This is a genomic window from Companilactobacillus allii, assembly GCF_001971585.1.
Lineage (GTDB): Bacteria > Bacillota > Bacilli > Lactobacillales > Lactobacillaceae > Companilactobacillus > Companilactobacillus allii.
In genome coordinates this window covers 2,175,738-2,191,007 of the sequence record NZ_CP019323.1, presented here as the reverse complement: position 1 = coordinate 2,191,007, position 15,270 = coordinate 2,175,738, and the positions used below count along the sequence as shown (strand labels likewise).

Annotated in this window: 12 protein-coding genes; 10 read left to right on the top strand and 2 right to left on the bottom strand. The window is 34.7% G+C overall.

Annotated elements, in window-relative coordinates:
• Positions 1 to 39 precede the first annotated feature (39 nt).
• The 5 genes from BTM29_RS10820 to yihA all read left to right on the top strand — a co-directional run bounded on the left by BTM29_RS10820 (position 40) and on the right by yihA (position 5,900).
• Positions 40 to 990, top strand: coding sequence for a tetratricopeptide repeat protein (locus BTM29_RS10820; protein WP_076617494.1), 951 nt, complete (start codon positions 40 to 42; stop codon positions 988 to 990).
• 206 nt (positions 991 to 1,196) lie between these two features.
• Positions 1,197 to 2,387 (top strand): elongation factor Tu, encoded by a 1,191-nt coding sequence (tuf, locus tag BTM29_RS10815; protein WP_076617490.1) that lies wholly within the window; start codon positions 1,197 to 1,199, stop codon positions 2,385 to 2,387.
• Positions 2,388 to 2,589: 202 nt separating this feature from the next.
• Positions 2,590 to 3,876 (top strand): trigger factor, encoded by a 1,287-nt coding sequence (gene tig, locus BTM29_RS10810; RefSeq protein WP_076617487.1) that lies wholly within the window; start codon positions 2,590 to 2,592, stop codon positions 3,874 to 3,876.
• 114 nt (positions 3,877 to 3,990) lie between these two features.
• A complete protein-coding gene (clpX, locus tag BTM29_RS10805) occupies positions 3,991 to 5,244 on the top strand; it encodes an ATP-dependent Clp protease ATP-binding subunit ClpX (RefSeq protein ID WP_076617483.1) in 1,254 nt (417 codons plus the stop codon).
• A gap of 74 nt (positions 5,245 to 5,318) precedes the next feature.
• Entirely contained in the window at positions 5,319 to 5,900 is a 582-nt protein-coding gene (yihA, locus tag BTM29_RS10800) for a ribosome biogenesis GTP-binding protein YihA/YsxC (protein ID WP_076617479.1), read from the top strand.
• A gap of 70 nt (positions 5,901 to 5,970) precedes the next feature.
• Here yihA and BTM29_RS10795 read toward each other — a convergent pair whose 3' ends face one another.
• Positions 5,971 to 6,534 (bottom strand): histidine phosphatase family protein, encoded by a 564-nt coding sequence (locus tag BTM29_RS10795; protein ID WP_076618927.1) that lies wholly within the window; start codon positions 6,532 to 6,534, stop codon positions 5,971 to 5,973.
• A gap of 13 nt (positions 6,535 to 6,547) precedes the next feature.
• A complete protein-coding gene (locus BTM29_RS10790; RefSeq protein WP_076617476.1) occupies positions 6,548 to 7,318 on the bottom strand; it encodes a nucleoside phosphorylase in 771 nt (256 codons plus the stop codon).
• 358 nt (positions 7,319 to 7,676) lie between these two features.
• Here BTM29_RS10790 and tyrS point away from each other — a divergent pair, with 358 nt between their 5' ends.
• From tyrS to BTM29_RS10765, 5 genes are all read left to right on the top strand, one after another.
• Positions 7,677 to 8,921: a tyrosine--tRNA ligase gene (tyrS, locus tag BTM29_RS10785; RefSeq protein WP_076617472.1), complete on the top strand. Its 1,245-nt coding sequence runs from the start codon at positions 7,677 to 7,679 to the stop codon at positions 8,919 to 8,921.
• Positions 8,922 to 8,948: 27 nt separating this feature from the next.
• Positions 8,949 to 10,379 carry a Na+/H+ antiporter NhaC gene (nhaC, locus tag BTM29_RS10780; protein ID WP_076617469.1) on the top strand — a complete coding sequence of 477 codons (1,431 nt, stop codon included), beginning with the start codon at positions 8,949 to 8,951 and terminating at the stop codon, positions 10,377 to 10,379.
• A 147-nt stretch (positions 10,380 to 10,526) separates the two neighbouring features.
• Complete coding sequence (locus BTM29_RS10775; protein WP_076617465.1) at positions 10,527 to 12,779, top strand: ATP-binding cassette domain-containing protein; 2,253 nt, start codon at positions 10,527 to 10,529, stop codon at positions 12,777 to 12,779.
• 314 nt (positions 12,780 to 13,093) lie between these two features.
• On the top strand, positions 13,094 to 14,035 hold the full coding sequence (locus tag BTM29_RS10770; RefSeq protein ID WP_076617461.1) for an aspartate carbamoyltransferase catalytic subunit: 942 nt from the start codon (positions 13,094 to 13,096) through the stop codon (positions 14,033 to 14,035).
• Positions 13,998 to 15,260 (top strand): dihydroorotase, encoded by a 1,263-nt coding sequence (locus tag BTM29_RS10765; protein WP_076618924.1) that lies wholly within the window; start codon positions 13,998 to 14,000, stop codon positions 15,258 to 15,260. The genes BTM29_RS10770 and BTM29_RS10765 overlap by 38 nt, the downstream gene beginning before the upstream one ends.
• The last annotated feature ends 10 nt before the right edge of the window (positions 15,261 to 15,270 follow it).

Here is a 15,270-nt window from a genome sequence, read left to right as displayed (position 1 = left end):
GTCGACTTCGGTCGATCTATTATTATAAAGAGGTACTTTATGGACGACTCAGATAATTTGAAACGTATTTTGGATCAGGCAGATGAGGCCTGTGATAAGGGAAATTGGGATGATGCCACTGATTTATATTCTCAAGCATATGGGATAGAGCAATCTTTTGAAATCAATCAAGGGCTTGCTTCTTCGTTGTTGAATTCTAAGCGAGCAGATGAAGCTGAGGCAGTCATTTTGGATTATTTCAATTATTATTTGAGTGATCCTGATGCTGCAAATTTGGCGACTGATATTGTTATTGAAAATAATGATTATTTATTGGCTAACCAGATGCTTTATTTTTATGCAACGAATCCGCTTTCAACTATTAAAAAGGCATTTATTGATGAGTTTGGTAACAGAGTACAATTATCTGAAAATAGGCATAATCGTTCTTTTAAACCTCGTATGAATAAAATAGAGGCCTCATTGAATTCAATTGTTACTCAACCAGTGATTGATCAGATTCAATTACTGCGTAGTTTAAGAGAGTTTGATAATAAGAATTATTTAAAAGCCGCCCAGACTTTGTTGAATAATCCACTACTACATCCACTATTGAAAAGTGAAACTGTTGAAAATCTTTTTAAATTGGGTATTGATAAGGATATGGATATTTCTTTTTATGGTGATAACAACAAATTTAATCCATCAAAATTAAAACCAATTTTATCAACAAATGTTTATTTAGAAATGTGTGACGAATTGGAAAAGATTCTGATAAATAGTGAAAATGAAGTTCAGCTTGAAAATATGCGCAGTGAACTATCGTTATATGCAGCAATGGTGTATCCTTTTGGAGAAAATATTATAAAAACACCTGCACTCTGGACAAAAGTATTCCTTTTGAGGTATGGTTTACTAGATGAGTCTCAAGTAGGAGACAGTCCGGAGCTTCCAAAAGTGAAAAAATGGATAAAAAGGTTTGATTCTTTGATTAATACCTTTCAACAGTGAAATTATGTAAACTTTTTTCAAGAATAGTATTTACAATTTTAACTGCGCCCCGTATAATCCAAAGAGTATATTTTTAGTAGGCGAGTTATACTGAATTACTTTGCTTTCGCCTCTGAAAGTAGTATAATTTTTCAGTAAAGAGCCATCTAAAGAACATTTTCTTTGGATAAATCTTATGAAATGAAATTTTAGGAGGATTCTTTGTAATGGCAGAAAAAGAACATTATGAGAGAACTAAGCCCCATGTAAATATTGGGACAATTGGTCACGTTGACCACGGTAAGACTACACTTACAGCAGCAATCACAAAGGTTTTAGCTGATAAAGGTTTAGCTAAGGCTGAGGATTATGCTGATATTGATAAGGCCCCAGAAGAAAAAGAACGTGGGATTACTATCAACACAGCTCACGTTGAGTATGAAACTGAAAAGCGTCACTATGCACATATTGATGCTCCAGGACATGCTGATTACGTTAAAAATATGATCACCGGTGCTGCACAAATGGATGGTGCCATCCTTGTTGTTGCTGCTACTGATGGTCCTATGCCACAAACACGTGAACACATCTTATTGGCTCGCCAAGTTGGTGTTGAATACATCGTTGTATTCTTAAACAAGACTGATCTTGTTGATGATGACGAACTTGTTGACCTTGTTGAGATGGAAGTTCGTGAATTACTTTCAGAATACGATTATCCTGGTGATGACACTCCTGTTGTCCGTGGATCAGCTTTGAAGGCTCTTGAAGGCGATCCTGAGGAAATCAAGCATGTTGAAGAACTACTTGATGTCGTTGATGAATATATCCCAACTCCTGTACGTGAAACAGACAAGCCATTTATGATGCCTGTTGAAGACGTATTTACAATCACTGGACGTGGTACTGTTGCTTCTGGTCGTATCGACCGTGGTGAAGTTAAAGTCGGTGATGAAGTTGAAATTGTTGGTTTGAAAGAAGAAGCTGAAAAATCAACTGTTACTGGACTAGAAATGTTCCGTAAGACATTGGATCTTGGTGAAGCCGGAGATAACGTTGGTGTTCTTCTTCGTGGTATTAACCGTGATCAAGTTGAACGTGGACAAGTTCTTGCTAAGCCAGGTTCAATTCAAACTCACACAAAATTCAAGGGTGAAGTTTATATCATGTCTAAAGAAGAAGGTGGACGTCATACTCCATTCTTCTCAAACTACCGTCCTCAATTCTACTTCCATACTACTGACGTTACTGGTGTTATCGAATTACCAGATGGCGTTGAAATGGTTATGCCTGGTGACCAAGTGACTTTTGAAGTTGACTTGATTGCTCCAGTTGCCATTGAAAGTGGTACACGTTTCACTGTTCGTGAAGGTGGACGTACTGTTGGTGCTGGTGTTGTTACAGATATCTTAGACTAATCTCTTTGAGACTGTTAAAAAAGAGTTGAGACAATTCTCAGCTCTTTTTTTTGTATAATTTTTGTACAAAATGGGTCAAAGTATTCTATAATACTATGGAGTTGTCTAAAAAGACTTAGAATTAACGTGAAATATTTACAATGTTGCCATTTTAGGGTAATATTACAAAGTATGAGATCGTGAAATATACCGGAGGGATAAAATGTCTGCTAAGGCTAAATTTACAAAAAAAGAAAATAATACTGGTGAATTAAAATTTGAAATTGACCAAGACACAATTAAGAAGGGCTTAGATACTGCCTTTAATCGTGTAAAGAAGAGCTTGAACGTTCCTGGATTCAGAAAGGGTCGCGTTCCTCGTCAAATTTTTAACCGTATGTACGGTGAAGAAGCACTTTATGAAGATGCTTTGAATAGCGTTTTACCAGATGCATATCAAAAAGCTGTCGATGAGACTAAAGTAGAACCAGTTGATCAACCAGAAATCAGTGTTGATTCAATGGATAAAGATCAACCATGGGCTATCAGTGCAACAATCACTGTTAAACCAGAAGTTGAACTTGGCGATTACAAAGGTCTAGAAGTTAAGAAGCAAAAAAGAAATGTTATGAAGACTGATGTTGATGCTCGTCTTGAAGAATTACAAAAGCAACAAGCTGAATTGATTCTTAAAGATGGTAAAGCTGAAAATGGCGACACAGTTGTTATTGACTATGTCGGTACAGTTGATGGTGAAGAATTCGATGGTGGTAGTGCACAAAACTACTCACTAGAATTGGGTTCAAACTCATTCATTCCTGGATTCGAAGAAGCTTTAGTTGGTCATAGTGCTGATGAGGATGTTGATGTAAAAGTTACATTCCCAGAAGACTATCAAGCTAAGGAACTTGCTGGTAAGGATGCAATCTTTAAGACAAAGATTCATGAAGTTAAAACAAAGGAATTACCTAAATTAGATGATGACTTTGCCAAAGACGTTGACGAAGATGTTGACACACTTGATGATCTTAAGAAGAAGATTCATGATGAATTAAAGGATCAAAAGAAACAAGCTGCTGAAGATGCTATTCAAGAAGAAGTAATTTCTGCTGCTGTTAAGAATGCTAAGATTGATGACATTCCTCAAGCAATGATTGATACAGAAGTTGATAACCAAATGAACCAATACATGGCTAATTTGCAACGTCAAGGTATCGATCCTAAATTGTACTATCAAATGACAGGTACAAGTGAAGATGATTTGAAGAAACAATTTGCTAGTGATGCACAAGAACGTGTTAAGACTGACTTGGTTATCGAAGCAATTGTTGCTAAAGAAAACATCAAACCTTCTGAAGATGAGATCAAGTCTGAAATCAAGTCATTAGCTGATGAATACAACATGGAAGAATCTGCTGTTAGAAAAGCTTTGACAGATGATATGTTGGCTCATGATATTGCTGCTAAGAATGCAATTGAAATGATCGTTGATTCCGCTGAAGAAAAATAAGTTTATGTGGAGGCCGTAGGCCTCTTTTTTTATTCATTAAACTAATTACTTTACTAGAATCGTCTTAAATGCTAGACTTTCAAAGTATCGGAACTATTGAAGGAGAATATGCATATGTTTGATAGTACAGAAACTACGGGTACAATCAGTTGTTCTTTCTGTGGAAAGACACAAGATCAAGTTAAAAAGATCGTTGCTGGACCTGGCGTATACATTTGTAACGAATGTATCGATTTATGTAAAGAGATTATAGATGAAGAACTAAAAGATAGCGCTCCATTGGACCTAGATAATATCCCAACACCATTACAAATTAAAAAAATTCTTGATGATTATGTTATTGGACAAGTTGACGCTAAGCGTGCACTTTCAGTTGCTGTTTATAATCACTACAAGAGAATTAATAAAATGGAACATTCAAAGGATGGAGATACTGAGCTTCAAAAGAGTAATATTGCTTTAATTGGACCTACTGGTTCAGGTAAAACATTCTTAGCTCAAACATTAGCCCGTATCTTAAAGGTTCCATTTGCTATAGCTGATGCAACAACATTAACTGAGGCTGGTTATGTTGGTGAGGATGTTGAGAATATCTTGCTTAAGTTATTGCAAAATGCTGACTTTGATGTTGAAAAAGCAGAACATGGTATTGTCTATATCGATGAAATCGATAAAATATCTAAAAAGAGTGAAAATGTATCTATAACTCGTGATGTCTCAGGTGAGGGTGTCCAACAAGCATTGTTAAAAATACTTGAAGGAACAATCGCTAGTGTGCCACCACAGGGTGGTAGAAAGCATCCGCAACAAGAACTTATTCAAATTGACACAACTAATATCTTATTCATTGTTGGTGGTGCCTTTGATGGAATCGAACAAATTGTTAAGAACCGTTTAGGCGATAAGACAATTGGATTTGGTGCAGAACAGACAGAAGCTAAGTCAATCGATGAAGAAGAAAGTCTAATGCAACAAATCATTCCTGAAGATTTGATGAAGTTTGGTATCATTCCAGAATTTATCGGTCGTATTCCAATAGTTACTGCTCTAGAGAAGCTTACTGAAGAAGATTTGGTTAATATTTTAACTAAGCCAAAGAACGCTCTTATTAAGCAATATCAAGAACTATTGTCACTTGATGGTGCGAAACTACAATTTACAGACGGTGCATTACAAGAGATTGCTAAGATGTCAATCGAACGTAATACTGGTGCTCGTGGATTGCGTTCAATTGTTGAAGAGACAATGTTGGATACAATGTTTGAAGTTCCTGGACGTGATGATATTGAACGCATTAAAGTAACAAAGGATGCCGTTCGTAAAATCAAAAAACCAGAATTGATTCTTAAAGATGGGGAGGTTGCCTAGTGGCAACCTTTTTTTATGGACAGAGGTCTATTTATACTATTAATTATGATAAAATACTTACATTGAGGTGAATTATGCAAGTAAATAATGTATCTATGAACTTGAGCGCAGTAAGTTCTAAACAGTATCCAGATGAAGGATACCCTGAAATAGCCTTATTAGGCCGTTCTAACGTTGGAAAGTCTTCATTAATAAATACACTAATAAATCGAAAAAGCTTTGCGAGAACGTCTAGTACTCCTGGTAAGACCCAGACGTTAAATTTCTATAATATTGAAGAACAACTATATTTAGTTGATGTTCCCGGATATGGATTCGCAAAGGTTTCTAAAAAGCAACGTGAAGAATTCGGAACGATGATTGAAGAGTATTTATCTACACGGAATGTATTAAAGGGGGTAGTCATATTAGTTGATGGTAGACATGCTCCAAGTGATGATGATATTTCAATGTATCAATATGTTAGCTATTATCATATTCCAACTTTGATTGTTGCCACTAAAATGGATAAGATCAAACGTAATCAATGGAATAAATCAATTAGCCAAGTGAACAAATCAATGCAAATAAATCAAACCGATGATTTACAATTATTTAGTGCTGAAACTAAATATGGTAAAGATGAAGTTTGGTCTTGGATCGAAGCTCACATGTAAAAGAGCACTAATGAGTTTTTTGAGACTAAATAAATAACCAGCATTTACGTAAAGTAAATGCTGGCTTTTTTCATTTCACCGTTGGATTAATTAATTCTTTGAAATGATATTTATCTGAATCGTATGTGAACTTCAATATACTACAGTTTGTAAATCCATCACTGTGTAATTTTACAGGATCATACCATTTGGAAGAAAAGGCTGTTATGACACCAGCATGAGCAACGATTAATATATTGTCATTATTTTTACTATTATCCATAATGTGGTCTACAGTGCTATTGAAGCGTTCTTCACCAGCAGTACTGTCTTCTCCACCATATTGAACAAAGAAGTCACCATAGTGCTTATATGGGTCAAATTGGGGATTTAAATCTTCACTTTCACTTTCAAATGCTCCAAATCCAAATTCTCTTAAACCTTTTAAACGTTTATAAGGTAATTTTGTAACAAGTTCCAATGTGTCACTGGCACGTTCAGCAGTTGAACAATATGCTTCATTGAAATTAATATTATTATCTTTGAAGTACTTCCCAGCAAGTTTTGCTTGTTTAATTCCAGTCTCGGTCAATGGCGAATCACACCAGCCTTGAATTTTTCTTCTAACGTTAAATAGTGTTTGTCCATGACGCATCAAATATAAAGTTTTACTCAATTCTTTCACCCTCTACTATTTCTTTGGCAATGCAAAACGCAACTTTCAGTGAAGTTGGAATATTTATTTCAAAATCAGATCGGCGCTCCCACTCACTTGAGTCTAAATTATCTGCGGTTGTAAAGAAAGGGTAAGCGCTAACTTTTCTGAATTTACTCCAAGCAAATATTGCTGAAGTTTCCATATCTACAAATTTACAACCGGCATTTTTACGTTCTACGAATTTTTGAGTAGTTTCTCTATAAAAGGCATCTGTTGACCATGTTTTGCCTTCTTCAAAAGAAATATTGTTTTTAATAAAAGTACTTCTTAAAATTGCTAGTGATGCTGAATCAATCGCTATTTCATCACTGGCTGGTTGGTAATGATACGATGTACCTTCGTCTCGAATTGCAGTGGTCGGGATAACTATTTGTCCGCGATCAATTGTACTATCCAAAACACCACAGGTCCCAAAGGTAATAAAGTGTTTTGCGCCTAATGCATTTAATTCTTCAAGTCTTGCCACACAAGAAGGGGCTCCGATCGGTGCCATGATTATTCCCAGATCAATACCGTCCAAATGGTATCTGTACACATTCATATTGCCATTGATCGATCCAAGATTTATAATTTTTTCTAATTTATTATCAGAAACAAACTTTCTAAATAAATCGCCAAAAAATGTTGCAATAATAATTTTTGGAAAATCATTTAAAGGTTGAAATAACTGTGTTGGCTGAATGATCTCTGATCCATGAGCGTCAAAATTTTCTAATAACATAAGTTGATCTCCTAAGTATAAATGTTAGAAATATTATACATCAATTAAATTTTTTTTAATAAAAACACTTGCAATATTTTTAACGTCTGTTAGTATCATATTCATAAAGTAAATTTCAGCTTCACAATAAGTAATCATTTATCTGGGTGTTAAGAGAATTGACGGTTGGTGCGAGTCATGCAGGATAATTTGATGAAATACCAAGTTGAAATAACGTGTCCGACGTTACAGGAGTAAAGAGCAGATAATTAATTTATCTGAATTTGGGTGGTACCGCGCAAAGAGCGTCCCTGCATATATTGCAGAGACGCTCTTTTTATTTCCAGTAATTAGGGCAAAAAAATAGGAGGATATTTAAATGAATATTATTGATGAACTTTCATGGCGTGGTTTGATCAACCAACAATCCGATGAGGAGGGCTTAAGGAAGTTAGTCGACAAGAAAGACATTTCACTTTATTGTGGGATGGATCCAACAGGAGACTCAATGCATATTGGTCACTTGCTTCCATTTATGACATTGAAGCGTTTTGGTGATATGGGTCATCATCCCTACATCGTTATCGGTGGAGCCACAGGGTCTATTGGTGATCCAAGTGGTAAAAAGGCTGAACGTCCAATGCAAACTATGGATCAAGTAAATCACAATGTTGAGGCCTTAAGTAATCAAGCAAAAAGTATTTTTAAAGATTTCACAATGGTTAATAACTATGATTGGACAGAACCAATTGGTATTTTAGACTTTCTTAGAGATTATGGAAAATTATTCAACGTTAACACAATGTTGGGTAAAGAAATCATCTCAAGTCGTTTGGAAGCTGGCATTTCGTTTACAGAGTTTACCTATCAAATTTTACAATCATTGGATTTTCTAACATTATATCGAGACCATGATATCCAATTACAAATCGGTGGTGGAGATCAATGGGGTAATCTTACAGCTGGTTTGGATCTTATTCATAAAGCTGAAGGTCAAAGTGCTGAAGTTTATGCATTGACGATTCCATTGTTATTGAAGGCTGATGGAACTAAATTCGGTAAGACTGCTGGTGGAGCTGTATGGCTTGATGCTAAAAAGACATCACCATATGAATTCTATCAATTCTGGTTCAATCAAGATGATAAAGATGTAATAAATCTTCTTAAGAAATTTACTTTCTTAAATCAAGAAGAAATAGCAGCATTGGCACAAGAAGTAAAAACAGCACCTGAAAAACGTGTTGCACAAAGGACTTTGGCACAAGAAGTTACTAAGTTTGTTCATGGAGAAAGTGCACTTAAAACAGCAGAAAAAATTACTGAAGTACTATTCTCAGGTGAAATTCAGGCTCTTACTACAGATGAAGTAACACAAGCTTTCCATGGCGTACCAAGTGAAGAAATATCATCGGATGAAATCAATTTAGTAGATCTTTTAATTGCTACAAATGTTGATAAGTCAAAACGTCAAGCTCGTGAAGATATACAAAATGGTGCTATTAGAATTAATGGGGAGAAGTTAACTGATACAACAGAATTAATAAATCCTAAGGATTCGTTTGATGGCAAGTATATTGTTATTCGTCGTGGTAAGAAAAAGTACTTCTTAGCCGAAATTAAATAAAAATTTTAATTAGGGCGATGAATGAGTATGAAAAAAGAGAAGAAGTTAACAACACTTGAAAGTTTAATTGTAATGATAGTCATGTTTGGAATATTAGGAACAATGATGATTGGATTTAATATGACACCACAGGTTCCAATATTATTAACATTCACATTATTACTTTTTTATGGTAAATTTCGTGGTTTCAGTTGGTCAGAATTACAAGATGGAATTGTAGATGGAGTAAAACCAGGTATTATTCCAATGATAATTTTTGTTATGATTGGTGTTTTGGTTTCATCATGGTTGATCTCAGGAGTTATTCCAACGATTATGGTTTATGGATTGGAAATACTTAATCCTAAGTTCTTCCTACTTACAGTTTTCATTAGTTGCTGTTTAGTTGGAGTCATTGTTGGAAGTTCCTTTACAACAATTTCTACTTTAGGAATTATCTTTATGGGAATTGGTCAAGTCATGGGAATAGACGCTGTTCTTACAGCAGGTTCAATTGTCTCAGGATCATTGTTTGGTAACAACATGTCGCCATTATCTGGAACAACTAATCTATCTACTGGTATTGCTGGTGTTAAAAATGTGTTCAGTCACATTAGAACTATTTCCCACACGGCATTGATTTCTGCAACAATAACTGCTGTTATCTTCTTGTTTATCGGTCACAATAGAAGTCAAGTTGATATGAGTTCTGTTCATCATATTATTAATGCATTACAATCCAACTTCTTCATATCACCATTGATGTTAATACCAATCATTATTTTGATCGGTTGTGCAATTATGCAAGTTCCAGCTATTCCTACTCTTTTGAGTGGATCTTTAGCAGCCATCATAATGGATATGTTCATTAATCACACATCGTTTAAAACAATAAGTACAGTTATAATGCAAGGTTTCAAACTGAATTCATCTGATAAGCAAATCAATACTATTGTTAGTGGTGGTGGCGTTTCTAGTATGTTGGACAGTATCTCTTTGATATTGGTCGCATTGACGCTTGGTGGCGTGTTACTAAAATTAGGTGTCGTTGATAACCTGATCGGTAAATTGAGTGACAAGGTCAATACACCAGGTAAATTGGTCAGTGCATCTATGATCAGTGCTATTGGAGTTAACTTCTTAGTTGGTGAACAATATATTTCTATTATTCTACCTGGAACTACTTTCCGTGGTAACTTTGAAAAGCTTGGAATAAAACCTCAATATCTATCACGTGTTCTGGCTAGTGGTGGTGCTGATATTAATGCGTTAGTTCCTTGGGGTGTCAGTGGTATATTTATTTCTGGTATTCTTGGAGTTAGTCCATTTGCCTTTATACCATTTGCCTTTTACGTTTGGATCAATCCATTGTTGACGGTTATCTTCGCATTTGTATTCGGTAAGAGCTACATGAAGGATTCACAAAAGACTAAGCATAATCTCTTTTTCCATACTTCGATTCTTAAATCCAATAATTAATTATTGGGCAAATTAATCACTTAAAGTATCCACAATTATTAGGCGTGAAGCCTAGTGATCGTGGATATTTTTGTACCTTGCTGGAAGTTTTAGAGTGTATTATACTTATAATCTTGATCAGGGAACCATGTTTGGGAGGGTGAATAAATGGATAAGTTTATTGAAGTAAAAGGTGCCAGAAGTAATAATTTGAAAAACGTTTCAATTAGAATACCGAAAAATAAAATTACTATTTTTACTGGATTATCAGGATCTGGTAAGTCATCTTTGGTGTTTGATACGATTGCTGCTGAATCCCAGCGACTTTTGAATGAAACATATTCATCATTTATCCAAAGAATGTTGCCAACGTATGAAGTACCAAAAGTAGATCAAATATCAAATTTACCGGTTTCAATTATTGTCGATCAGAAAAAGATCGGTGGAAATATTCGATCTACAGTTGGAACTGCCACAGAAATATATACTGGATTACGATTGTTATATTCTCGACTCGCTAAACCGTTTATTGGTTACTCCATGATTTATTCATTCAATAATCCTGATGGGATGTGTGAAGTGTGTCAGGGGATTGGTGAAGTCAATCATATAAAAATTGATAAATTAATTGATTTTGATAAGTCATTGAATGATGGTGCTATCAATTTTCCAACGTTTCAACCGGGCGGATTCAGATGGTTACGTTATACTGAATCAGGTAATTTTGATAATGATAAAAAGATTGAAGACTATACGCCAGAGGAATTGAAACTATTACTGTACGATAAAGGAAGTAAGCCACTAAATCCGACAGATAAATGGCCCAAAACCGCTTTATATGTTGGTGTGATTGAAAGAATTCAAAAGTCTATTATTGAAAAAGCAAAGAATAAATATACAGATAAATTAAAATCGGTTATGGATATTGATATTTGTCCTGAATGTTTGGGGACACGTGTTAATAAAAGGATTAGATCCGCAATGATAGATAATAAGTCAATTGCTGATTGTGTTGAAATGCCCATTGATGAGTTGATTGACTTTTTGAATCATATAAAACGTAATGCTAGTACTTCACTGATTTTAAAAAATATTTTGAATAGACTCCAAAGTCTCAATATGGTTGGTTTGAACTACCTGACATTATCTAGATCAACGAATTCATTATCCGGTGGAGAATCACAGCGAATCAAGATGACCAAGCATCTGAATAGTGCATTGTCAGACGTATTATATATATTTGATGAACCAAGTGTTGGACTACATCCCGAAGATTTGATAGGTATAAATAAGATATTTAAAATGTTACGAGACAAGGGTAATACAGTATTACTAGTAGACCACGATCCAGATATTATCAAGATTGCCGATAATGTGGTTGAAATGGGTGAATCATCAGGTAAAAATGGTGGAAGAATAACTTTTAGTGGTACTTATCAAGAATTGTTGAAATCAAATACTATTACTGGAAAGAGTTTGTCTGAAAAACACCAAATTAATACTCAACGCAAGAACTTTAAGAAATACTATCAATTAAGTGATGTTAGTCTATTTAATGTAAAATATGCATCTGTGAAGATTCCTAAAAATGCAATGACTGTGGTAACAGGTGTGGCAGGTTCAGGTAAGAGTACACTTATTAGAAGGTTATTCGTGGGGAAGTATCCTGATTCAATTGTCTTTGATCAAAGCCAAATAAAAGGTAGTAGTCGGTCTAATATCCTAACTTACTTAGGTGTTTTTGATGATATTAGAAAACTTTTTGCGAAGAAATCACATGAGAATGTTTCGCTATTTAGTTTCAATGGACAAGGTGCATGTCCAGAATGCCACGGTAAAGGTTATATTAAGTTTGATTTGGCATACATGGGGGATGTTAAACAAAAGTGTGAATTGTGCAAAGGTAAGCAATATAATAGTGAAGCATTAGAGATTAGGCTCAATGGTCGTAGTATTTACGATGTTTTGCAGTTAACTGCATCAGAAGCTTTGGATTTATTTGATGGAGTAATTGCCAAGAAAATACAGTTCTTGATCGATGCAAAGTTGGATTATTTGAATTTGGGACAACGGCTTGATACATTGTCTGGTGGTGAACTACAAAGGTTAAAAATAGCAAAAAGCTTATTAAATTCAATGGATAATGATGTTCTTATTTTGGATGAACCAAGTACTGGTTTACATGAAGCAGATATTGCTAACTTACTAGAATTATTTAACAAGTTGTTGTTAGCAAATAAGACACTTATTATTTTGGAACATAATTTAAAAATAATTTCTCAAGCTGATTGGATTATTGATATGGGACCACATGGTGGACGCTACGGTGGCAATATTGTATTTTCAGGTTATGTAACAGATTTATTAAATTGTTATGATTCATATACAGCTAAGCATTTGAGAAAATTTATAAAAGTTTAAGACTAATCTTATGATTTGGTTATTTAAAATAAAATAAAGAGACAAGTTAGGTTGATATGATAACTTAGATTGTCTCTTTTTATGTTGTAAAAATAATTTTCAACTTGACGATTAGTAGTAATTAACATATAGTATTTCCAACGAAAACTTTTAAACAAGTCCAGAGAGGCCTGCAAGGTTATACATGGTTTTCGGGTAACTTAAAAATAAAAGATGACTTTTAATCGGATCCAGTGAGATCCCAAAGGCGTAATATATTTAACTCCATTGGGACACTGAATCTGACAGTGTCCCTTTTAATTTGGAGGAAAACAATGAAAAATATACTTTCAATGTCACAATTAACAAACAATGAGGTCTACGACCTTATGGAAACAGCAATTGATTTTAAAGCTGGGAAGGAATCAGATATTGGATTAGACAAATTTGCGATTAATTTGTTTTTTGAAAATAGTACTAGAACAAAATCAAGTTTCCAAGTTGCTGAAATGAAGTTAGGTATGAAGGAGATCATGTTTGATGCATCTACTTCATCAGTAACAAAGGGTGAAAGTTTATACGATACAGTTAAAACGGTTGAAAGTATTGGTGCCAGTGTTGCAGTCATCAGGCATCCACAAGATAAGTATTACGAGAAACTTATCAATGATAATATGAAAATCCACATTATCAACGGTGGTGATGGAACAGGTCAACATCCCTCACAATCACTACTAGATTTAATGACAATTTATGAGCATTTTGGACATTTTGAAGGATTAAAAGTTGGAATCATTGGTGATCTAAGTCATTCACGTGTTGCACATTCTAATGCTGAAATATTGACTAGACTTGGTGCAGATGTAAGTTTCGGTGGTTTAGATTCATGGTACACAGATGAGTTCAAGCCAATTGGTTCGCATATGAGTGTTGATGAACTTTGTCAGGAAATGGACGTCGTAATGTTACTCAGAGTTCAACATGAAAGATTAAGCGCTGAGGAAAATGAAGAATTCTCAAAAGAAGATTATTTCAATAAATACGGATTAGATATGCGTCGAGTTAATATGATGAAATCAGATGCCATGATCATGCATCCAGCCCCAATTAATCGCGGTGTAGAAATTGCCAGTGATGTTGTTGAATGCAATAAATCTTATATTTTCCAACAAATGCAAAATGGAGTATTTGTAAGAATGGCTATGATCGAAGCTGTATTGCAAGGAGATAACGTTGACAATAAAATTAATAAAAAACGCCAATCTGCTTTACGATAATAAGTTAATTAAAAAAAATCTCGTAATTGAAAATGGAAAATTAAAAAAAATCACTTCACAAATTGATAACAAAATAACTGAAGTAATTGATGCAAAGAACAACCTTGTCACTCCGGGGTTAGTCGATGTTCATGTTCATTTTAGAGAACCTGGACAAGTTCATAAAGAAACAATCAAAACTGGTAGTGAGGCAGCGGCACATGGTGGATTTACCACTGTTGGAGCAATGCCAAATGTTATACCAGTACCGGACAATGTTGAAAAGTTTGAACATCAAGTTAAATTAAATGAACGGTCAAAAGTTAAAATCGTTCAATATGCACCAGTGACCTTGGATGAAATATCGGACCAATTGAGTCCAATCGAAAAACTTTCTAATGCCGGAGCATTCGCATTTTCAAATGATGGCCATGGTATAGCAAATGCCAAAACCATGTTTGATGCTATGGAAAGAATATCCCAATTAAATAGCCATCTAGCAGCACACGTTGAAGATCAAAATTTATTCAATAAAGGTGTAATAAATAGTGGTAAAACAGCTACAAGACTGGGTTTACCAGCAATACAACGAGTTGCTGAAACATCACAACTTGCTAGAGATTTGTTATTAGCCAAAGAAACTGGCGTACATTATCACGTTTGCCATATTTCAACAAAAGATAGTGTCGAATTAATAAGGATTGCTAAAGATGCCGGGATAAATGTTAGTTGTGAAGTTACACCACATCATTTGTTGTTGAGTGATGAAGATATATTAACTGATGATGCTAATTTCAAGATGAATCCACCACTTAGATCAGAAACCGATCGTGAAGCGTTAATTGCCGGTGTGCTGGATGGAACGATTGATATGATTGCTACTGATCATGCACCGCATGCAAAGGATGAGAAGAACAAGGGATTCTTAAAAAGTGCTTTTGGAATCACAGGAATAGAGACTTCATTTCCTTTGATGTACACGTTATTTGTGCAAAGTGGCTTGATGAATGTAGAGAGATTAATAAGTCTTATGTCTACTAGACCAGCAAAGATATTTAATTTGAACGCAGGAACAATTGAGATTGGAAAAACTGCAGATCTTTCAATTATAGATTTAAATGATGAGTATTTTTTCAATAAGAGTGACTTCCTATCTAAAGGATTAAATACACCATTTACGGGTGCAGATTGGAAAGTTTCTGGTCGAATTAAACAGACATATGTAAATGGAGAAAAGATATATTAAGAACAATTTG